Source organism: Enterobacter oligotrophicus (assembly GCF_009176645.1).
Lineage (GTDB): Bacteria > Pseudomonadota > Gammaproteobacteria > Enterobacterales > Enterobacteriaceae > Enterobacter > Enterobacter oligotrophicus.
Window position 1 is genome coordinate 2,323,521 of record NZ_AP019007.1, and the last position, 20,915, is coordinate 2,344,435.

Sequence of the window (20,915 nt, forward strand, 5' to 3'; positions counted from 1 at the left end):
TATCATTCTTGCGTAACGCCTCGCAAAGTAACCGCAGGACAAAATCACTCCGTTTTTTGGATTGTGATAAAATGCCCGCTCTCTGGTGAAACCCAACAGGAAAGAATCATGATGAGCCTGGCCGGTAAAAAAATCGTTCTTGGCGTGAGCGGCGGTATTGCTGCCTATAAAACGCCAGATCTGGTGCGTCGTATGCGCGAGCGTGGGGCCGACGTGCGGGTCGCGATAACCGAAGGCGGTAAAGCCTTTATCACCCCGCTGAGTCTGCAGGCCGTTTCGGGATACCCGGTGTCTGACAGCCTGCTTGACCCGGCCGCTGAAGCCGCGATGGGCCATATTGAGCTTGGGAAATGGGCAGATCTGGTTATCCTCGCCCCCGCCACGGCAGATTTAATTGCCCGCGTGGCGGCCGGGATGGCGAACGATCTGGTCTCGACGATTTGCCTGGCTACGCCTGCCCCCGTTGCCGTCGTGCCCGCCATGAACCAGCAGATGTACCGCAACGCCGCCACTCAGCATAATCTGGAGACGCTGGCCTCGCGTGGCCTGCTGATCTGGGGGCCGGACAGCGGCAGCCAGGCGTGTGGAGATGTTGGACCTGGCCGTATGCTTGACCCGTTGACGATCGTTGATATGGCCGCGACCCATTTTTCGCCTGTCAACGATCTGCAACATCTCAATATCATGATTACCGCGGGCCCCACGCGCGAGCCGCTGGACCCGGTGCGGTACATCACCAACCACAGCTCCGGCAAAATGGGCTTTGCCATTGCTGCTGCTGCGGCAAAACGTGGCGCGAACGTCACGCTGGTGAGCGGCCCGGTTTCGTTGTCTACGCCACCGTTTGTGCAGCGCATTAATGTCACCACCGCGCTGGAGATGGAAGCCGCTGTGCAGGTTCATGCGCAAAGCCAGCAGATTTTTATTGGCTGTGCGGCCGTGGCTGATTATCGTGCAGAGACGATTTCTGACGCCAAAATTAAAAAGCAAGGCGATGAATTAACACTAAAAATGGTGAAAAACCCGGATATCGTTGCTGGTGTCGCCGCACTGAAAAGCCATCGACCTTACGTTGTTGGGTTTGCCGCAGAAACGAATAATGTGGAAGAATATGCCCGGCAAAAACGTACCCGCAAAAACCTCGATTTGATTTGCGCGAACGACGTATCGCTGGCCACACAAGGATTTAACAGCGACAGCAACGCACTGCACCTTTTCTGGCAGGATGGAGATAAAGTCTTACCGCTTGCGCGCAAGGAACTCCTGGGCCAACAATTACTGGACGAGATCGTTACCCGTTATGATGAAAAAAATCGACGTTAAGATTCTGGACCCGCGCGTTGGCGAGCAATTCCCGCTGCCAACGTATGCCACCTCCGGCTCTGCCGGTCTTGACCTGCGCGCCTGTCTCGATGACGCCGTAGAACTGGCACCGGGCGCAACCACCCTGATCCCGACTGGCCTGGCAATTCACATCGCTGACCCGTCACTGGCGGCAGTGATCCTGCCACGCTCTGGCCTGGGCCATAAGCATGGCGTCGTGCTGGGTAACCTGGTCGGCCTGATCGACTCCGACTATCAGGGGCAGTTGATGGTATCCGTCTGGAACCGTGGTCAGGACAGCTTTACCATCGAACCGGGCGAACGTATCGCGCAGATGGTGTTTATACCCGTAGTGCAGGCAGAATTTAACCTGGTGGCAGACTTTGATGCCACCGACCGTGGCGAAGGCGGCTTCGGCCATTCCGGGCGTAAATAATCGTCCGATAGACACGCATCTCACAGCGCCATAATGCAATAACAAACCGCAAACGCCCGTTTGCGGTCGCTGTGTGGATGCCAGCCTGGCAAGTGCTTATTTTCAGGGGTATTTTGTAACATGGCAGAAAAACAAACCGCGAAAAGGAACCGTCGCGAAGAAATACTTCAGTCTCTGGCTCTGATGCTTGAATCCAGCGATGGCAGCCAACGCATCACTACCGCAAAACTGGCGGCCTCCGTAGGCGTGTCCGAGGCGGCGTTGTATCGTCATTTCCCAAGCAAAACGCGGATGTTCGATAGCCTGATTGAGTTTATTGAAGACAGCCTGATCACACGCATCAACCTGATTCTGAAAGACGAAAAGGACACCACCGCTCGTCTGCGTCTGATTGTGCTGTTAATTCTGGGTTTTGGTGAACGCAATCCGGGTTTAACCCGTATCCTGACCGGTCACGCGCTGATGTTTGAGCAGGACAGACTGCAGGGCCGAATTAACCAGCTTTTTGAGCGTATTGAAGCGCAGTTGCGCCAGGTACTGCGCGAGAAGAAAATGCGTGAAGGCGAAGGTTATGTCACTGACGAAACGCTGTTGGCAAGCCAGATCCTGGCGTTTTGCGAAGGGATGCTTTCCCGCTTTGTGCGTAGCGAATTCAAATACCGTCCAACGGACGATTTTGACGCCCGCTGGCCGTTAGTGGCTGCTCAGTTGCAGTAATACGGTTACCCGCCTTATCCGGCCTACGGGTGACGTAGGCCCGGTAAGCGCAGCGCCACCGGGCAGTAATCTTACACGCCAAACTCTTCGCGATACTTACGCACCGCAGCGAGATGGTCCGCCATTTCAGGCTTCTCTTCCAGATACGCAATCAGGTCTTTCAGAGTGATAATTGACGTCACTTTACAGCCGTAATCGCGCTCCACTTCCTGAATGGCGGAGATTTCGCCGCGTCCACGTTCCTGACGATCCAGAGAAATCAGCACGCCAGCAAGCGTAGCGCCATTAGCCTGGATAATCTCCATCGATTCGCGAATCGCCGTACCTGCGGTAATCACATCATCCACCAGCATGACGCGGCCCTGCAGTGCGCTGCCCACCAGGTTGCCGCCTTCACCGTGAGTTTTAGCCTCTTTACGGTTGAAGCAGTACGGTACATCGCGGTCATGGTGTTCCGCCAGCGCTACCGCGGTGGTAGTCGCAATCGGAATCCCTTTGTAGGCCGGGCCGAACAGCAGGTCGAAATCAATCCCGGAATCCACCAGCGCTTCGGCATAGAAACGGCCTAACAGTGCCAGATCGCGCCCGGTATTAAACAGCCCGGCGTTGAAGAAATAAGGGCTCTTACGCCCGGATTTCAGCGTAAACTCGCCAAACTTAAGTACCTGCTTGTTAAGCGCAAACTCAATAAACTGGCGCTGATACGATTTCATGGATTCGCTCCTTTGGTTTTTTCTGTCTTACAGGCAAAAAAAAGGCGACTCATTGGTCGCCTGTAAAATCAATTTTCTAACGCCGCCTTCTGCGTCGTTACAATGGATTCGATTCCCCCTCGGGCCAACGCCAGCAAGGTAAGAAGCTCTTCATGGGTGAACGGCTCGCCTTCTGCCGTACCCTGCACCTCGATAATGCGACCATCTTCGGTCATCACCACGTTCATGTCGGTTTCGGCGGCGGAGTCTTCCACGTATTCCAGGTCGCAAAGCGCTTCACCGTTCACGATACCCACGGAGACCGCGGCAACCATTCCTTTCATCGGGTTGGTTTTCAGCTTACCGGCAGCAACCAGCTTGTTCAGGGCATCCGCCAGCGCAACGCAAGCGCCGGTGATTGATGCCGTGCGCGTACCGCCATCGGCCTGGATCACGTCGCAATCGAGAGTGATAGTGAATTCACCGAGCGTTTTCAGGTCAACAGCGGCGCGCAGCGCACGCGCAATAAGACGCTGGATCTCCATGGTACGACCGCCCTGCTTACCCTTCGCCGCTTCGCGGGCGTTACGGGTATGGGTCGCACGTGGGAGCATGCCGTATTCGGCAGTGATCCAGCCCTGGCCCTGGCCTTTCAGGAAACGTGGAACGCCTTCTTCAATAGAGGCGGTGCACAGCACTTTGGTGTCACCAAACTCAACCAGCACGGAGCCTTCAGCGTGTTTTGTATAGTTACGGGTCAGGGTGACGGGACGCACCTGATTGGCGCTACGACCTGCTGGACGCATGATGGATTCTCCGGCTTGAAACGAATGTGGCTGCGCATTATACGGATAAAGGACGCTTATTCCTATCCTGAGAAGCCCCCGAAAGCTATAATCCCCCCATCTCTCCTTTAAAAACGGGAATATCTATGATCCGCAGTATGACCGCCTACGCCCGGCGTGAAATCAAAGGTAGCTGGGGTAGCGCTACCTGGGAAATGCGCTCGGTAAACCAGCGCTATCTGGAAACGTATTTCCGCATGCCGGAGCAATTCCGCAGCCTGGAGCCGGTTGTGCGTGAGCGTATCCGTACTCGCCTGACGCGCGGAAAAGTAGAATGTAACCTGCGCTTTGAGCCTGATGCCAGTGCGCAGGGCGAGCTGATCCTCAACGAAAAACTGGCGAAACAGCTGGTTAATGCGGCGAACTGGGTCAAAATGCAGAGCGATGAAGGTGAAATCAACCCGGTTGATATCCTGCGTTGGCCTGGTGTAATGGCTGCCGGGGAGCAGGATCTGGACGCGATTGCTGCTGAAATTCTTGCTGCGCTCGACAGCACGCTGGATGATTTTATCATTGCCCGCGAAACAGAGGGCCAGGCGCTGAAGGCTATGATTGAACAGCGCCTTGAAGGTGTAAGCACCGAAGTCACGAAAGTTCGCGCCCATATGCCAGAAGTGCTGCAATGGCAGCGCGAGCGTCTGGTCGCCAAACTGGAAGAAGCGGAAGTTCAGCTGGAAAATAACCGTCTGGAACAAGAGCTGGTGCTGATGGCGCAGCGTGTCGACGTGGCCGAAGAGTTGGATCGTCTGGAAGCGCACGTCAAAGAGACCTACAACATCCTGAAGAAGAAAGAAGCCGTAGGCCGTCGCCTCGACTTTATGATGCAGGAGTTCAATCGCGAGTCAAACACCCTGGCGTCTAAATCGATTAATGCTGAAGTGACCAATTCCGCCATTGAGTTGAAGGTACTTATTGAGCAGATGCGTGAGCAGATCCAGAATATTGAGTAACAATTAGCAAGATAAGTTTACGAATAAATGGTCCTTCCGGGGACCATTTTTTATCGGATTATGGCAGGAATGTAATCTGTCTTCTGTCGCATCAGAACATAAGAATTCGCTTTTTATTTTTGATACACTTCCTGTCGTTTTGACTATTAAGAATACTCACGATCGGAAAAGGTAATGGCAAACATCAACTTAACATTAGAGGAAACAAAAAGCCTCGCTGTTGACCGCGATTTCCGCCAGGACATCAACCTCCTGCGTGGAATTGCCATACTGTCCGTCGTATTTTACCACTTCGCTCCCACCTTGCTTCCAGGCGGTTTCACAGGCGTAGATATCTTTTTTGTTATCTCCGGTTTTCTGATGACAAAAATCATTGCCACCAGCCTTGAACGGCAAACGTTTAACTTATTTCAATTTTATGCGGCGCGCTCTAAGCGCATCATCCCGGCATTATTAATGCTCTGCGTAGTATTAGCCCTTGTAACTTTTTTCTGGCTCCCGACAAATGAATACAGAAAGCTGGGTAATTATATTGGCTATGCCGCACTCTTTATTTCTAATCTCAAATTAAAAAAAGAGTCCGGTGATTATTTTGCTACCGACTCTCATGAAAACTGGTTCCTGCATACGTGGTCTCTCTCCGTTGAATGGCAGTTTTACCTGGTATTACCCTTTATTATGATGGCGTTATATCCACTCCGAAAAAGAGTGGATACCGGATTGTGTCTGCTGCTACTGGCGCTGTGCTCGTTTTTGGTAAGCGTGACCAGCACGTCTCTCGACGCCGCCACGCGATTTTACCTGATGCCGTATCGCGCCTGGGAAATGCTGTGTGGCGGTCTTGTCTGGTATGCAGCAAAACGATATGCGCCACTCCATACGTGGCGCATAATAATTGCACTGCTGGGTTATGCCTTTATTCTTGCGTCCATTCTTTTTATTACTCCTGAGCATGCCTGGCCTGGCGGATTCACTCTCCTGCCCGTTGTCGGCACAATGCTGGTTATTTACAGTAATAGCCCATCCCTGATTAACATGATCGACCGCAATCTACGCTGGGTCGGGTTAAGTTCCTATTCTGTGTATTTATGGCACTGGCCAATTGCCGTATTTTTAATTTATGCAGGAAAACAACATAACGGGCTTTGGGTCGTCAGTGCGATCTCACTCTCTTTTTTACTGGGATGGCTCTCCTGGATATTGATCGAACAACCGGCAAAAAACGTCCTGAATCAGCGCTCTGTAGCCGCCTTCTGGGCCATTGTGTTCGCCTGCGTCGGAATAACCTGGGGTTATAGTCACCTGGTGAAAAGCGATATCATCACCAGCCGTCCCGATCCGCAGGTCGACCAAATTGCGGCTCAGGCAAACAATAAAAATTATGCTGCTGACCCAAAAACGCACATGAGCTATTACGGAACAGGGGCGGCCACAGCCATTATCATTGGAGACAGCCATGCGGAGGCAACAGCCACAGCACTTGCCGAAGCGGCAAAAGATCTGGGGTCGGTTGTCGGCATTACCTATTCCGGCTGCCCGACGCTGGCGAATGCCGATCTGTTAGAAAGCAATCGATGTGGGAAATTCAACCGTTCCCTGAGTAAAAAACTACAAGCCTATCCGGGTGATGTTCCCGTGGTGATCGTTAATCGCCTGACTCACTACGCTGAAAATAAGCTGGTGAAGTTCAAAACCGGTCCGCAGGACGAGAAAAACTATTTACACCAGTACGCAGATTCCATCGTTAAGATGGCCTGCACACTCAACCGCAATCATCCCGTCTGGCTTGTTAACCCGATTCCGGAAATGGGTGTCGATGTTCCACGCACCTTGTCCCACCGTTTAATGACGAATCAAAAGACGCAGGATATCTCAATCTCTCTGGCTGATTATCAGAAGCGAAACAGCGCCATTATACAGGCTCAGCAACAGGCGGCAGAGCAATGCGGCGTCAGAGTTCTGGACCCAACGCCTTATCTTTGCAGTATGGGCCGTTGCATGGGGAGCAGGAATCTGGAACCTCGATACTTTGATGACAACCATCTCAGCGAAACGGGTAACAAATCACTCGTGCCAATGTTTAAACAGATTTTTGCAGGCGAAATGCGCTAATGCATGAATAAATCTAATGAAAAATAATCTACATTTTCGCGCTAACATTGCCATCACAGCATTTTATTATTAGAAAAAGTATGGATAACACGCTCACACAAAAAAAACTAAATCGTGAGCCTCTGCACAAAACGCTACCCTGTTGCCCTCAACGTTGGGGGAAAAATGCTGCTACATGTCCTTTACCTGATAGGGATCACTGCCGAAGCCATGACCGGTGCACTTGCCGCCGGACGCCGTCGTATGGATACTTTTGGGGTGATTATCATCGCCACAGCCACCGCGCTGGGCGGCGGCTCGGTACGCGATATTCTGCTGGGACATTACCCTCTTGGCTGGGTGAAGCATCCCGAATACGTTGTAATCGTTGCTATTGCAGCGGTGCTAACCACCATTGCCGCACCTGTAATGCCTCACTTGCGTCGTCTTTTTTTGGTGCTTGACGCCCTCGGTCTGGTTGTATTTTCGATTATCGGTGCACAAATCGCGCTGGATATGGGTGAAGGTCCTATTATCGCCAGTATTGCTGCGGTCGTGACGGGTGTATTTGGCGGCGTATTACGCGATCTGTTCTGCAAACGTATTCCCCTTGTTTTTCAGAAAGAACTTTACGCCGGAATTTCATTCGCATCCGCTGTGTTGTATATCGCGTTACAGCATTATGTCTCCAGTCAGGACGTTGTGGTGATTGGTACTCTGCTGTTTGGTTTCACCACCCGCCTGCTGGCGTTGCGCTTAAAACTGGGTCTACCCGTTTTTCATTACACTCACGACGCACATTAATTTCTTAACGAAGCTACAACAAAGTAGTAAAAAGCACTTTTTGTAGTCTCAAACTGCTCATGAAAACGCGATAAACTATCGGTTCTTTGTCAGAATAGAATTTGCGTTAAGAAACAATGACCTTTGCAAAAACCTCAGCACTTATTATTAATAAAAAGCTCAGCAGCCATTTTTTAATTCTGCTGCTTATCTCCGTGCTGATCCAACTGTGGCCGGTTTTCTTTACGCAACCCGCGCGTTTTGCGGTACGTATTGCAATTTGCAACGGTCTGCTGTTGCTGAGCGCAGCAGCTATCTATCGCTGCCTTCCTGGAAAAATCATTACGTTCGTTCTGCTCTCTCTGCTGACGCTCAATTTCGCGATTGCATTCAACACGTGGGATGTTTATCAGAGTGAATTTAATACTGTGTTTGCAATGAGTATTCTGGCGACCCATCTGGCCGAAGCGAAAAGCATGTCAGGGTTATACCTGCATAGCCTCCCGGTCACCATTGCTTATTTTTTTGTCACCTGGTACGCCATTAAATCACTTAGTGAACATTGCTCAGGCAGAATAAAAGTGGTCGGGGTTGTGCTGCTGGTTATCTTTGTCGCCTGGTACTCCACCGCAAACTGGCTGAAAAAGCGCAAAGACCTCGAAGTTTACTATCCCCTGAGTTCACGCATTCTGACCAATACACCTTTCTATACCGGATCAGAATTTATTATCGCCCAGCGCGACAACGCGCTGGCGGCACGCATCGCGCAACAAAATGTGCATTATCCCGCCCTGCAGTACCATGAAACGGGCATAGAAAACTATGTGGTCATTGTGGGTGAATCAGCTCGCCGCAGTAATATGCAACTGTATGGATTTAACCAGGACACCACCCCGGTCGAGTCTGCACTGGCAAAAAGCGCGCTGATTTTTAGCCATGCTATCGCCCCTGCATCCGCCACCGTGCTGGCTGTTCCGATGATTTTAAGCAAAGCCGATCCCGACCACTTCACGGCCGATAAACTTGCTGACAATATCGTTAGCATTGCCAGAAAGACGGGGTATCACACCGAATGGATCAGCGCTCAGGGCAACTCTGGTAAAAGCAATAACTACATTGTTGCCATTGCTTCAACGAGTCAAAAAACACACTGGATCGATACAAAATATGATACTGAGCTTTTACCGGCCCTGGATGATGCATTAAAAACTCCCGGTAAAAAATTCATCGTCCTGCATATTAACGGCAGCCATGAAATGGCCTGCGATCGGTATCCAGCCTCTGCTGAAATTCTTCATACTGGCAATAAATATGAAGATTGTTATAACAACGCGATCCGTTTCACCGACTATTTTATTGGTGAAGTTGCAAAACGGCTGCAGGGCAGTGCGTCTTCCCTCCTCTATTTTTCAGATCATGGGCTGGAAAAAAACCCGAAGCTGGAGTCGCTTTATATGCACGGATCTCGCAATCCGAGCAAAGAAGCCTACGATGTCCCGCAATTTATCTGGTACAGCCCATCGGCCCTCGCCAGCCAGAAAAGAGAGCTGGGTTGGGTGCAAGACTACTGGAGCACCGCCAACAACTATTCGCTCATGCTAAGCTGGCTTGGGATCTCCACCGGAATCGAAAACTGCAGTTCATTGCTGGAGACCTGTCACCAGGAACAAACGCTTTTCTCAGTGATGGATGGTGGCCGCCATATCTTCGACTACGATCAGCTACGCGATACGTTCATCTCACCTGACAGAAAAACGCCCTGGCGAGTCGCAAAGAAAAATTCACTTTAAAAGCCCTGAATGCCCTGCTCGCCTAACCAGGCTGTCAGGGCTTTTAACGCCGGATCGTGAATAAAATCAACCAGGCTGCGCGCCCTTTCTTTCCCTATACCAGGAAGCTGATGCCAGCTTATGACATCCTTTTCAGCCAACTGCTGCCATGATTGTTCATCCATCACCTTTACCGCCGACTGCGGAACAGGCAGCCCGATGGCAGCAACCCAGCGAAGAAAAGGCTGGCGACGGGCAAGCTCAAAACGGTGCCACAACTGTAATCCTTTCGATGCGCTCAAACCGGGAGTGTGCTGAAGCTGCTCTTTTGTTAAGGCAAGCCACGAAAAAAGATGCGTAAAGTGGTGCGCCTGATGAAGCATGCGCCAGCCTGACTCACCAAGACCGTTTATATCCAGCACCTGCATTGATCCAAGCCATACCAACCTTGCGATAAATTGTTCGCGACACTCAGGAGAGGCATAAAAACACGTCAGCGAATGAAATTGAGATGCCGGAGGTTGCGGTTTTTGCCGATTGGCTCCTCGCCAGACGACCTTATCGAGCCGGGGAATCCCCTGGCCTGCCAGACTTACCAGCACCTGATCGCCTTGCGCTATATCAAGCCGCTGCCAGCGCCCAACAGACCCCAGGCTGACACGCTGCACGCGCTTATCATCCAGCTGTACAGGCTCAAGTACCGCCACGACAGATGTCCTTCCCGTGCGCCCCACCGCAAACTGAATCTCCCGCACCTCAGCAACCTGCGAAACGGGTGTGTATTTCCACGCAACAACCCAGTTTCCCTGCCCCGGCAGCCAGCTTTCGCCGGAAGGTTCATTCGCCGAGCGCACCACAATACCGTCTGTCACAAAGGGTAAGGGAGATGTCAGCCACCGGGCACGCTGTGCTTCAATTTCATCAACAGAACGAACAGGCAAGGTAAAACGCGCCGTCAAATCAAACCCCGCAGCAGAGAGTTCAGTAAGATGCTGACGCATGGTTTTCGGACCATCCGGCCAGGCCCAGATAAACACGCCTATCCTGCTCAGAAGCAATTTATCCGTTTGCCGCATCATGGCACCTGCGACTTTTGCTCGTGCGTTCATTCCGCCCATCTGCTGCTGGATATGGTTATCACGTAGTAGAAAGAGCTCGCCTTGTAACACGCTATTGGCAAGCGCACCTTGCAGGCTACCGGGAACCGATGGTATCGAACGCACCTGCGCGGTCCAGTCTTCGCCTTTGATACCGTCGCCACGGCTGATTGCCTGGCTTAACTTTCCGTTGCGGTAGACCAATGTCACCGCGACACCATCGACCTTGGGTTGTACCCAGAGGTCGCGGCGGGTCTGCATCCAGTTGCGCAGCTCCTCTTTACTGGTCACTTTATGCACGCCAGTATGGGGAACGGGATGTTTTATGTTGCCCGCCAGCGCAGGAATAACATCCTCAGAAGTCCCCTGTCCAACACAATGCTGCCACTGCTTTAACCTCGCACTGAGCCGATCGTACACGTCGTCACTCACTTCGCTCGTGCCCCGTTTCCAGTACGCGTCATCCCAGCGTTTTATCTGTGCGCTTAAGGTTGCAATCTCTTTCTCAGCCTTATCCTGCGACCACACCGGACACACCGCTACGCCTGAGCCACACCACAACAGCATTAACCCGCTTATCCATCGCCACATCGTTACTCCTCCTTTGCGTTGACGGAGATATAACCCGAGGCGCAAAACAACGCGAATGGCAACATTTCATCTTGCGAGGCGCTATCCAGCGTTTATTTAGATTGCTGCAAACCGCAAGTAAAACCTGAAAACAGTACGCAAAATTTAATAATCCAGGGGAAAAAGTGTGACAAAGGCTACGTCACACAGCGGTGACGTGTATAATAAGCCCGTATGTAGGACTTCTTCGCTAACACATACAAAAGACTCTCATGGCTCAAGGCACGCTTTATATTGTTTCTGCCCCTAGTGGCGCGGGTAAATCCAGCCTTATTCAGGCACTGTTAAAGACCCAACCGTTGTACGACACACAGGTTTCTGTTTCTCATACCACGCGCCAGCCGCGTCCGGGAGAAGTGCACGGTGAACACTATTTCTTTGTGGATCACGACGAATTCAGGGCGATGATTGGCAGAGACGCGTTTCTTGAACACGCCGAAGTTTTCGGTAACTACTACGGAACCTCGCGTGAGACCATCGAGCAGATCCTGGCAACCGGCGTGAATGTGTTCCTGGATATCGACTGGCAGGGCGCACAGCAAATTCGCAAGAAAATGCCGGATTCGCGCAGTATCTTTATTTTACCGCCCTCGAAAGAGGAACTGGATCGCCGCCTGCGTGGCCGGGGTCAGGATAGCGAAGAGGTGATCGCAAAACGTATGGCGCAGGCAGTTGCAGAAATGAGCCATTACGCGGAATATGATTACCTTATTGTGAATGATGATTTTGATGCCGCGCTGAGCGATCTCAAAACCATTCTTCGTGCAGAACGTCTGCGTATGAGCCGCCAGAAGCAGCGACATGACGCATTAATCACCAAACTGTTGGCAGACTGAACCCACTTTCAGTATCATGCCCAGTCATTTCTTCACCTGTGGAGCATTTTAAGTATGGCACGCGTAACTGTTCAGGACGCTGTAGAAAAAATTGGTAACCGTTTTGACCTGGTGCTGGTCGCCGCGCGTCGCGCTCGTCAGATGCAGGTAGGCGGTAAAGATCCGCTGGTTCCGGAAGAAAACGATAAAACCACCGTTATTGCACTTCGCGAAATCGAAGAAGGTCTGATCAACAACCAGATCCTCGACGTGCGCGAGCGCCAGGAGCAGCAAGAGCAGGAAGCCGCAGAACTGCAGGCCGTAACCGCTATTGCTGAAGGTCGTCGTTAATTAAACCTGCGGGTCGCCCTTGTATCTGTTTGAAAGCCTGAATCAGCTGATTCAAAACTACCTGCCGGAAGACCAGATTAAGCGTCTCCAGCAGGCGTATCTCGTTGCACGTGACGCTCACGAGGGCCAGACACGTTCAAGCGGTGAACCCTATATCACGCACCCGGTAGCGGTGGCCTGCATTCTGGCCGAGATGAAACTCGACTATGAAACGCTGATGGCTGCCCTGCTGCATGACGTGATTGAAGATACCCCTGCCACTTACCAGGACATGGAACAGCTTTTTGGTAAAAGCGTTGCCGAACTGGTGGAAGGGGTGTCTAAGCTCGATAAGCTGAATTTCCGCGACAAGAAAGAGGCGCAAGCCGAAAACTTCCGCAAGATGATTATGGCGATGGTGCAGGATATCCGCGTCATTCTCATCAAACTCGCTGACCGCACCCACAACATGCGCACGCTGGGCTCACTTCGCCCGGACAAACGTCGCCGCATTGCCCGTGAAACTCTCGAAATCTACAGCCCACTGGCGCACCGTTTAGGTATCCATCACATTAAAACCGAGCTGGAAGAGCTAGGTTTTGAAGCGTTGTATCCGAACCGCTACCGTGTGATTAAAGAGGTGGTGAAAGCCGCGCGCGGCAACCGTAAAGAGATGATTCAAAAGATCCTCTCTGAAATCGAAGGGCGTTTACAGGAAGCGGGAATCCCGTGCCGCGTGAGTGGTCGCGAAAAGCATCTGTACTCCATCTACTGCAAAATGGTGCTCAAGGAGCAGCGTTTTCACTCGATCATGGATATCTACGCGTTCCGCGTAATCGTTCATGACTCCGATACGTGCTATCGCGTGTTGGGGCAGATGCATAGCCTGTACAAGCCACGTCCGGGGCGCGTCAAAGACTACATCGCCATTCCAAAAGCGAACGGCTATCAATCTTTGCACACCTCTATGATCGGCCCTCACGGCGTTCCTGTTGAGGTACAAATCCGTACCGAAGACATGGACCAGATGGCGGAAATGGGTGTCGCAGCACACTGGGCTTATAAAGAGCACGGCGGCGAAAGCAGCACCACCGCACAAATCCGCGCCCAGCGCTGGATGCAAAGCCTGCTGGAACTGCAGCAAAGTGCGGGAAGCTCATTTGAATTTATTGAGAGCGTTAAATCCGATCTCTTCCCGGATGAGATTTACGTTTTCACACCAGAAGGGCGCATTGTCGAACTGCCTGCGGGCGCAACGCCGGTCGACTTCGCGTATGCCGTGCATACCGATATCGGTCACGCTTGCGTGGGCGCGCGCGTCGACAGACAGCCTTATCCGCTGTCTCAGCCACTCTCCAGCGGCCAGACGGTGGAAATTATTACCGCGCCGGGCGCACGTCCGAACGCAGCCTGGCTGAACTTTGTCGTAAGCTCTAAAGCGCGCGCCAAAATCCGCCAGTTGCTGAAAAACCTCAAACGTGATGACTCTGTAAGCCTGGGCCGTCGTCTGCTTAACCATGCGTTGGGCGGCAGCCGTAAGCTGGCAGAGATCCCGCAAGAAAACATCCAGCATGAGCTGGAGCGCATGAAGCTCGCGTCACTGGATGACCTGCTGGCAGAGATCGGCCTCGGCAATGCCATGAGCGTCGTTGTGGCGAAGAACCTCCAGCAAGGTGACACGACAGCAGTACCTGCGACCACACAAAGTCACGGTCACCTGCCGATCAAAGGCGCGGACGGCGTGCTTATCACCTTCGCCAAATGCTGCCGACCAATACCGGGCGACCCGATTATTGCGCACGTCAGTCCGGGCAAAGGCCTGGTGATCCACCATGAATCCTGCCGTAACATCCGTGGCTACCAGAAAGAGCCCGAGAAGTTCATGGCAGTCGAGTGGGATAAAGAGACGGCGCAGGAGTTTATCACCGAAATTAAGGTGGACATGTTCAACCACCAGGGTGCACTGGCAAACCTGACGGCAGCGATCAACACCGCCTCTTCCAATATTCAGAGCCTGAACACGGAAGAAAAAGATGGTCGCGTCTATAGCGCCTTTATCCGTCTGACGGCCCGTGACCGTGTGCATCTGGCGAATATCATGCGCAAGATCCGCGTCATGCCGGACGTGATTAAAGTCACCCGAAACCGAAACTAGACTTATGAATTCAAAACGTTACGAGCGTATCTGTGAGATGCTCGCCAGGCGTCAGCCTGACCTGACGGTCTGCATGGAGCAGGTCCATAAACCTCATAACGTCTCTGCTATTGTCCGTACCGCAGACGCCGTAGGCGTGCACGAAGTGCATGCCGTCTGGCCCGGTAGCCGCATGCGTACCATGGCCTCAACAGCCGCAGGCAGCAACAGCTGGGTTTCTGTCAAAACGCATCAAACGATTGGCGACGCCGTATCGCACCTTAAAGGTCGCGGTATGCAGGTGCTTGCGACCAATCTCTCAGACAACGCCGTGGATTTCCGCGAGATCGACTACACCCGTCCGACCTGCATCTTGATGGGGCAGGAGAAAACCGGGATCACTCAGGAAGCGCTGGATCTGGCGGATCGGGACATCATTATCCCGATGATCGGCATGGTACAGTCGCTGAATGTGTCTGTGGCCTCTGCACTTATCCTGTACGAAGCACAGCGTCAGCGCCAGAACGCCGGAATGTACAAACGCAGCAATAGCATGTTGCCGGAAGAAGAACAGCAGCGCCTGCTGTTTGAAGGTGGCTATCCGGTGCTGGCTCGCGTCGCCAAGCAGAAAAAATTGCCTTATCCCCACGTCAACGCGCAGGGCGAAATTGAAGCCGATGCCGAGTGGTGGTCCACCATGCAGTACGCAGGGTAAACCATGAAAGGCCGCCTGCTGGATGCCATACCGCTCAGTAGCCTGACGGGCGTGGGTGCGGCGCAAAGCAGTAAACTGGCAAAAATCGGCCTGCACACCGTGCAGGATCTCCTGCTTCACCTCCCCCTGCGTTACGAAGACCGCACCCAGTTGTATAAGATTGGCGATCTGCTGCCCGCGATTTACGCCACCGTTGAAGGCGAAGTGCTGAACTGCAACATCACCTTTGGCGGACGCCGGATGATGACCTGTCAGATCAGCGACGGCACCGGCATTCTCACCATGCGCTTTTTTAACTTCAGTGCGGCAATGAAAAATAGCCTTGCCACTGGCCGACGCGTACTCGCGTATGGTGAAGCCAAACGCGGTAAATATGGCGCGGAAATGATCCACCCGGAATACCGCGTGCAGGGCGATCTCAGCTCGCCGGAACTGCAGGAGACGCTCACGCCTGTCTATCCGACGACTGAAGGCATCAAGCAGGCGACGCTGCGCAAGCTCACCGACCAGGCACTGGAGTTACTCGATACCTGCGCCATTGCCGAGCTGCTACCGCCTGAACTGGCGCAAGGGATGATGAGCCTGCCGGAAGCTATACGCACGTTGCACCGCCCGCCGCCATCGCTGCAGCTCATCGATTTAGAAAGCGGTAAACACCCTGCCCAACGGCGGCTTATCCTTGAAGAGTTACTGGCACACAACCTGAGCATGCTGGCACTTCGTGCAGGCGCGCAGCGTTTCCATGCGCAGCCATTAAGCCAGCGCGATGAACTCAAAGATAAGCTGCTGGCCTCCCTGCCGTTTAAACCTACAGGCGCACAGGCGCGTGTCACCGCCGAGATTGAACGTGATATGGCGCTGGATGTGCCGATGATGCGTCTGGTTCAGGGCGACGTCGGTTCCGGTAAAACGCTGGTTGCAGCACTGGCCGCACTGAGAGCAATTGCTCACGGTAAACAAGTGGCGCTCATGGCACCGACCGAATTGCTGGCTGAACAACACGCGAACAACTTCCGCACCTGGTTCGCGCCACTTGGCGTTGAGGTGGGCTGGCTGGCTGGCAAGCAAAAGGGCAAAGCGCGCCTTGCGCAACAGGAGGCCATTGCCAGCGGGCAGGTGCAGATGATTGTCGGCACGCACGCCATCTTCCAGGAACAGGTGCAGTTTAACGGCCTCGCACTGGTGATCATCGACGAACAGCACCGCTTTGGCGTACATCAGCGTCTGGCGCTATGGGAGAAAGGGCTGCAGCAGGGCTTCCACCCGCATCAGTTAATCATGACCGCGACGCCTATTCCGCGCACTCTGGCGATGACCGCTTACGCCGACCTCGATACCTCGACCATTGACGAACTGCCGCCGGGCCGCACGCCGGTCACCACTGTCGCCATTCCGGACACGCGTCGCAGTGAAATTATCGACCGCGTGCGCAACGCGTGTACTCATGAGGGGCGACAGGCGTACTGGGTCTGTACGTTGATTGAAGAGTCAGAACTGCTTGAAGCGCAGGCCGCAGAAGCGACGTGGGAAGAGCTAAAACTGGCGCTGCCGGAGCTGAGCGTTGGCCTGGTTCACGGGCGCATGAAGCCTGCAGAGAAACAGGCGGTGATGCAGTCGTTTAAACAGGGTGAGCTGCATTTGCTGGTCGCGACCACCGTGATTGAAGTGGGTGTGGACGTCCCGAACTCCAGCCTGATGATTATTGAGAACCCGGAGCGTCTGGGTCTTGCGCAACTCCACCAGTTGCGCGGCCGCGTTGGCCGTGGCGCTGTGGCCTCCCATTGCGTATTGCTCTACAAAGCGCCGCTTTCAAAAACGGCGCAGATGCGTTTGCAGGTGTTGCGCGACAGCAACGACGGCTTCGTGATTGCGCAAAAAGACCTGGAAATTCGTGGCCCCGGTGAACTGCTGGGTACGCGTCAGACGGGGAATGCAGAATTCAAAGTCGCTGACTTACTGCGCGATCAGGCGATGATCCCCGAAGTTCAGCGCCTCGCCCGCCATATTCATGAACGCTACCCCGAGCAGGCGGCGGCGTTAATTGAGCGCTGGATGCCGGAAACCGAACGGTATTCCAACGCCTGACGATTAGCCGAAGATCGGCAGCAGATTTTCTTGTCCTTTTTTGCTGGCAATCGTTTGCTTTTACCCACTGCTCAGCTAAAATGCCCGCTTTTCCACCGTGGGATTGCCGCCGATGTCCGTTAACACCTTAGAGTCGCCAGATGCGCAACCGATTGCGCAGAAGCAGAACAGCGAACTGATTTACCGCCTTGAAGACCGCCCGCCATTGCCTCAAACGTTGTTCGCCGCCTGTCAGCACCTGCTGGCGATGTTCGTTGCGGTGATCACCCCTGCGCTGCTGATCTGCCAGGCCCTTGGTTTACCGGCGCAGGACACACAACACATTATCAGCATGTCCCTGTTTGCCTCCGGCGTGGCGTCCATTATTCAAATTAAAGCATGGGGTCCGGTGGGCTCTGGGCTGTTGTCGATTCAGGGCACCAGTTTTAATTTTGTGGCACCGCTGATCATGGGCGGTACGGCGCTAAAAACCGGTGGTGCAGATGTTCCGACCATGATGGCAGCGCTTTTCGGCACGCTGATGCTGGCAAGCTGCACGGAGATGGTAATCTCCCGCGTTCTGCACCTGGCGCGTCGCGTGATCACTCCGCTGGTCTCCGGCGTGGTGGTGATAATTATCGGCCTGTCGCTGATTCAGGTGGGTCTGACCTCTATCGGCGGTGGCTATGCAGCCATGGCCGACCACACCTTCGGCGCGCCGAAAAACCTGCTGCTGGCAGGCGTGGTGCTGGCGATCATTATTCTGCTTAACCGTCAGCGTAACCCTTACCTGCGCGTGGCATCACTGGTGATCGCCATGGCGGCCGGTTACCTGATGGCATGGGCGCTGGACATGCTGCCGGAGAACACCGCGCCAACGAACGCCGCGCTGATCACAATTCCGACACCGCTCTACTACGGCCTGGGCATTGACTGGGGTCTGCTGCTGCCACTGATGCTGGTCTTTATGATCACCTCGCTGGAAACCATCGGTGATATCACCGCAACGTCTGATGTCTCTGAACAGCCGGTCTCCGGCCCGCTGTATATGAAGCGTCTGAAGGGGGGCGTGCTGGCGAACGGCCTGAACTCGTTTGTTTCAGCTGTGTTTAACACCTTCCCGAACTCCTGCTTCGGCCAGAACAACGGCGTGATCCAGCTGACCGGGGTTGCCAGCCGTTACGTTGGTTTCGTCGTCGCGCTGATGCTGATCGTCCTCGGTCTGTTCCCGGCGGTAAGCGGCTTTGTGCAGCATATCCCTGAGCCGGTGCTGGGCGGCGCGACGCTGGTGATGTTCGGCACTATCGCGGCCTCTGGCGTGCGTATCGTCTCCCGCGAGCCGCTGAACCGCCGGGCGATCATGATTATCGCGCTGTCGCTGGCCGTTGGACTGGGCGTGTCTCAGCAGCCGCTGATCCTGCAGTTTGCGCCGGACTGGGTGAAAAACCTGCTCTCTTCCGGTATTGCGGCTGGTGGTATCACTGCGATCGTCCTGAACCTTGTTTTCCCGCCTGAAAAAAATTGATCGTCATCACGGCAGGCTGTCAATGCCTGCCGTGACATCTCTTTACACCATTCCCGCCTTGAGCATTGCGCATAAATCGTGCATAACTCCTTTATGTGCGTTTCACGGGATGGAAGACCATGAAATTTATTGGAAAGCTGCTCGTCTATCTTCTGGTTGCCCTGCTTATTGTGGTGCTGACGTTCTATATTCTGCTCCAGACCCGCTGGGGCGCGTCGCAGGTCAGCAGTTGGGTAACGGCTAATACCGATTACGAACTCAGTTTCGACCTGATGGATCACCGCTTTTCATCGCCTTCCCACATCATTCTGGAAAACGTCACCTTTGGTCGCGATGGCAAACCCGCCACGCTGGTGGCTAAAAAAGTCGACATTGGTTTAAGCAGCCGCCAGGTCACCGATCCGCTGCATATGGATACCATCACCCTGTTTGATGGCACGCTGAATCTCTCGCCTCAGACCGCGCCGCTGCCCTTCCAGGCGGATCGTTTGCAGCTGAACAATATGGCCTTCAACAGCCCAAATACAGAGTGGGACCTGAGTGCGCAAAAGGTGACGGGCGGCGTTAATCCCTGGGAGCCTGAAGCAGGCAACGTGCTGGGTAAAAATGCGCAGATCCAGATGAGTGCCGGTTCACTCACCCTGAACGGCGTTCCGGCGACTAACGTGCTGATACAGGGGCAACTCAACGGTAAAGAGGTGGTGCTGAACACCATAGGTGCCGATATGGCACGCGGTTCGCTTACCGGCTCCGCCCTGCGCAATGCTGATGGCAGTTGGGTAATCGATACCCTGCGCCTGAATGACATCCGCCTGCAAAGCGATAAATCGCTGATGGATTTCTTCGCGCCGCTGAACACAATCCCTTCTTTGCAGATTGGCCAGCTGGAAGTGACGGATGCCCGTCTGCAGGGACCGGACTGGGCCGTTACCGATCTTGATTTAAGCCTGCGTAATCTGACGCTCAGCAGAGGAGACTGGCAGAGCCAGGAGGGGCGCTTATCGATGAATGCCAGCGAGTTTATCTACGGCTCATTGCACCTGTTCGACCCGATCCTGAATGCGGAGTTTTCTCCTCAGGGCGTGGCGCTGCGTCAGTTCACCTCCCGCTGGGAAGGCGGCATGGTGCGCACCTCCGGCAACTGGCTGCGCGATGGAAAGGTACTGGTACTGGATGATGTCGCCATCGCCGGGCTGGAATACACCTTGCCCGAAAACTGGAAATCGCTGTGGATGGCCCCCCTGCCAGAATGGCTGAACGGCATGACGCTGAAGAAATTTGGCCTGAGCCGCAACCTGGTGATCGACATCGATCCGACTTTCCCGTGGCAGATCACCTCCCTGGATGGTTACGGTGCCAACCTGCAACTGGTAAAAGATCACCAGTGGGGCGTGTGGGGCGGTAGCGCAACACTTAACGGTGCAGCGGCAACCTTTAACCGCGTGGACGTGCGTCGTCCTTCACTGGCGCTCAATGCTAATGCGGCAACGGTTAATATCTCCGAGCTGAGCGCGTTCACCGAAAAAGGCATCCTGGAGGCCACCGCCACCGTTTCGCAGCTGCCACAACGACAAACGACCATCAGCCTGAACGGGCGCGGCGTGCCTCTGAATATCCTGCAACAGTGGGGCTGGCCTGAATTGCCGATTGCAGGAGACGGGAACCTTCAGCTCACTGCCAGCGGCAGCATACAGGATAAAGTGCCATTAAAATCCACAGTGAATGGCAATCTGCGGGCAGAGAACATGGATAAACAACACGTTAATCAGACGTTACTTAATGGAGAAGAAATAAAAAACACGACTTCTCAGTAAGTGTAATATTATTAATCTGATTAAGTATAAATGGCATCCGGCTTTCTGAACCCATCCAGAAGCCGGATACATTGGAGGCATAAACAAGCAATATATCAATGAGATAATCGAGAACACATTTTTGTAATTTATTGCTTTAGTATAAATAAAAAACAATATTAGAAATTATAAAGACTATACTCAGA

17 protein-coding genes are annotated in these 20,915 nt (G+C 53.5%); 14 read left to right on the plus strand and 3 right to left on the minus strand.

The window, feature by feature from the left end:
- The first annotated feature begins 111 nt into the window (after window positions 1–111).
- The 3 genes from coaBC to slmA all read left to right on the plus strand — a co-directional run bounded on the left by coaBC (window position 112) and on the right by slmA (window position 2,476).
- Window positions 112–1,323 (plus strand): bifunctional phosphopantothenoylcysteine decarboxylase/phosphopantothenate--cysteine ligase CoaBC, encoded by a 1,212-nt coding sequence (coaBC, locus tag EoCCA6_RS11200; protein WP_152084440.1) that lies wholly within the window; start codon window positions 112–114, stop codon window positions 1,321–1,323.
- Window positions 1,301–1,759 (plus strand): dUTP diphosphatase, encoded by a 459-nt coding sequence (gene dut / locus EoCCA6_RS11205; protein ID WP_167515540.1) that lies wholly within the window; start codon window positions 1,301–1,303, stop codon window positions 1,757–1,759. Before coaBC ends, dut begins: the two co-directional genes overlap by 23 nt.
- Before the next feature lie 120 nt (window positions 1,760–1,879).
- On the plus strand, window positions 1,880–2,476 hold the full coding sequence (slmA, locus tag EoCCA6_RS11210) for a nucleoid occlusion factor SlmA (protein WP_152082716.1): 597 nt from the start codon (window positions 1,880–1,882) through the stop codon (window positions 2,474–2,476).
- A 71-nt stretch (window positions 2,477–2,547) separates the two neighbouring features.
- Here the strand turns inward: slmA and pyrE are convergent, their stop codons facing one another.
- Window positions 2,548–3,189, minus strand: coding sequence for an orotate phosphoribosyltransferase (gene pyrE / locus EoCCA6_RS11215; protein WP_152082717.1), 642 nt, complete (start codon window positions 3,187–3,189; stop codon window positions 2,548–2,550).
- A gap of 68 nt (window positions 3,190–3,257) precedes the next feature.
- Window positions 3,258–3,974, minus strand: a complete 717-nt coding sequence (gene rph / locus EoCCA6_RS11220) for a ribonuclease PH (RefSeq protein WP_013094888.1) — start codon at window positions 3,972–3,974, stop codon at window positions 3,258–3,260.
- Window positions 3,975–4,099: 125 nt separating this feature from the next.
- Here rph and EoCCA6_RS11225 point away from each other — a divergent pair, with 125 nt between their 5' ends.
- From EoCCA6_RS11225 to EoCCA6_RS11240, 4 genes are all read left to right on the plus strand, one after another.
- Window positions 4,100–4,963 carry a YicC/YloC family endoribonuclease gene (locus EoCCA6_RS11225; RefSeq protein ID WP_152082718.1) on the plus strand — a complete coding sequence of 288 codons (864 nt, stop codon included), beginning with the start codon at window positions 4,100–4,102 and terminating at the stop codon, window positions 4,961–4,963.
- A gap of 174 nt (window positions 4,964–5,137) precedes the next feature.
- Window positions 5,138–7,075: an acyltransferase family protein gene (locus EoCCA6_RS11230; RefSeq protein WP_152082719.1), complete on the plus strand. Its 1,938-nt coding sequence runs from the start codon at window positions 5,138–5,140 to the stop codon at window positions 7,073–7,075.
- Window positions 7,076–7,240: 165 nt separating this feature from the next.
- Window positions 7,241–7,858 carry a trimeric intracellular cation channel family protein gene (locus tag EoCCA6_RS11235; RefSeq protein WP_152082720.1) on the plus strand — a complete coding sequence of 206 codons (618 nt, stop codon included), beginning with the start codon at window positions 7,241–7,243 and terminating at the stop codon, window positions 7,856–7,858.
- Between the two features lie 116 nt (window positions 7,859–7,974).
- Window positions 7,975–9,627, plus strand: coding sequence for a phosphoethanolamine transferase (locus tag EoCCA6_RS11240; protein ID WP_152082721.1), 1,653 nt, complete (start codon window positions 7,975–7,977; stop codon window positions 9,625–9,627).
- Here EoCCA6_RS11240 and ligB read toward each other — a convergent pair.
- Window positions 9,624–11,294 carry an NAD-dependent DNA ligase LigB gene (gene ligB, locus EoCCA6_RS11245; protein WP_152082722.1) on the minus strand — a complete coding sequence of 557 codons (1,671 nt, stop codon included), beginning with the start codon at window positions 11,292–11,294 and terminating at the stop codon, window positions 9,624–9,626. The genes EoCCA6_RS11240 and ligB overlap by 4 nt on opposite strands.
- 251 nt (window positions 11,295–11,545) lie before the next feature.
- On the opposite strand from ligB, the gene gmk reads away from it, so the two are divergent.
- From gmk to EoCCA6_RS11280, 7 genes are all read left to right on the plus strand, one after another.
- Window positions 11,546–12,169, plus strand: a complete 624-nt coding sequence (gene gmk / locus EoCCA6_RS11250; RefSeq protein ID WP_152082723.1) for a guanylate kinase — start codon at window positions 11,546–11,548, stop codon at window positions 12,167–12,169.
- A gap of 54 nt (window positions 12,170–12,223) precedes the next feature.
- Window positions 12,224–12,499 (plus strand): DNA-directed RNA polymerase subunit omega, encoded by a 276-nt coding sequence (rpoZ, locus tag EoCCA6_RS11255; RefSeq protein WP_000135058.1) that lies wholly within the window; start codon window positions 12,224–12,226, stop codon window positions 12,497–12,499.
- A 19-nt stretch (window positions 12,500–12,518) separates the two neighbouring features.
- Entirely contained in the window at window positions 12,519–14,633 is a 2,115-nt protein-coding gene (gene spoT, locus EoCCA6_RS11260) for a bifunctional GTP diphosphokinase/guanosine-3',5'-bis pyrophosphate 3'-pyrophosphohydrolase (protein ID WP_152082724.1), read from the plus strand.
- Between the two features lie 4 nt (window positions 14,634–14,637).
- Window positions 14,638–15,327 (plus strand): tRNA (guanosine(18)-2'-O)-methyltransferase TrmH, encoded by a 690-nt coding sequence (trmH, locus tag EoCCA6_RS11265; protein WP_152082725.1) that lies wholly within the window; start codon window positions 14,638–14,640, stop codon window positions 15,325–15,327.
- Window positions 15,328–15,330: 3 nt separating this feature from the next.
- Window positions 15,331–17,412, plus strand: a complete 2,082-nt coding sequence (recG, locus tag EoCCA6_RS11270; protein WP_152082726.1) for an ATP-dependent DNA helicase RecG — start codon at window positions 15,331–15,333, stop codon at window positions 17,410–17,412.
- A gap of 112 nt (window positions 17,413–17,524) precedes the next feature.
- Window positions 17,525–18,916 carry a nucleobase:cation symporter-2 family protein gene (locus EoCCA6_RS11275; RefSeq protein ID WP_152082727.1) on the plus strand — a complete coding sequence of 464 codons (1,392 nt, stop codon included), beginning with the start codon at window positions 17,525–17,527 and terminating at the stop codon, window positions 18,914–18,916.
- Between the two features lie 119 nt (window positions 18,917–19,035).
- On the plus strand, window positions 19,036–20,730 hold the full coding sequence (locus tag EoCCA6_RS11280) for an AsmA family protein (protein ID WP_152082728.1): 1,695 nt from the start codon (window positions 19,036–19,038) through the stop codon (window positions 20,728–20,730).
- Window positions 20,731–20,915: the final 185 nt, after the last annotated feature.

Coding starts and splice junctions, on each gene's coding strand:
- recG (WP_152082726.1), top strand. CDS start 15,331: ATGAAAGGCCGCCTGCTGGATGCCATACCGCTCAGTAGCCTGACGGGC.
- rpoZ (WP_000135058.1), top strand. CDS start 12,224: ATGGCACGCGTAACTGTTCAGGACGCTGTAGAAAAAATTGGTAACCGT.
- slmA (WP_152082716.1), top strand. CDS start 1,880: ATGGCAGAAAAACAAACCGCGAAAAGGAACCGTCGCGAAGAAATACTT.
- EoCCA6_RS11275 (WP_152082727.1), top strand. CDS start 17,525: ATGTCCGTTAACACCTTAGAGTCGCCAGATGCGCAACCGATTGCGCAG.
- pyrE (WP_152082717.1), bottom strand. CDS start 3,189: ATGAAATCGTATCAGCGCCAGTTTATTGAGTTTGCGCTTAACAAGCAG.
- EoCCA6_RS11230 (WP_152082719.1), top strand. CDS start 5,138: ATGGCAAACATCAACTTAACATTAGAGGAAACAAAAAGCCTCGCTGTT.
- trmH (WP_152082725.1), top strand. CDS start 14,638: ATGAATTCAAAACGTTACGAGCGTATCTGTGAGATGCTCGCCAGGCGT.
- EoCCA6_RS11225 (WP_152082718.1), top strand. CDS start 4,100: ATGATCCGCAGTATGACCGCCTACGCCCGGCGTGAAATCAAAGGTAGC.
- dut (WP_167515540.1), top strand. CDS start 1,301: ATGATGAAAAAAATCGACGTTAAGATTCTGGACCCGCGCGTTGGCGAG.
- EoCCA6_RS11235 (WP_152082720.1), top strand. CDS start 7,241: ATGCTGCTACATGTCCTTTACCTGATAGGGATCACTGCCGAAGCCATG.
- ligB (WP_152082722.1), bottom strand. CDS start 11,294: ATGTGGCGATGGATAAGCGGGTTAATGCTGTTGTGGTGTGGCTCAGGC.
- rph (WP_013094888.1), bottom strand. CDS start 3,974: ATGCGTCCAGCAGGTCGTAGCGCCAATCAGGTGCGTCCCGTCACCCTG.
- coaBC (WP_152084440.1), top strand. CDS start 112: ATGAGCCTGGCCGGTAAAAAAATCGTTCTTGGCGTGAGCGGCGGTATT.
- gmk (WP_152082723.1), top strand. CDS start 11,546: ATGGCTCAAGGCACGCTTTATATTGTTTCTGCCCCTAGTGGCGCGGGT.
- EoCCA6_RS11280 (WP_152082728.1), top strand. CDS start 19,036: ATGAAATTTATTGGAAAGCTGCTCGTCTATCTTCTGGTTGCCCTGCTT.
- EoCCA6_RS11240 (WP_152082721.1), top strand. CDS start 7,975: ATGACCTTTGCAAAAACCTCAGCACTTATTATTAATAAAAAGCTCAGC.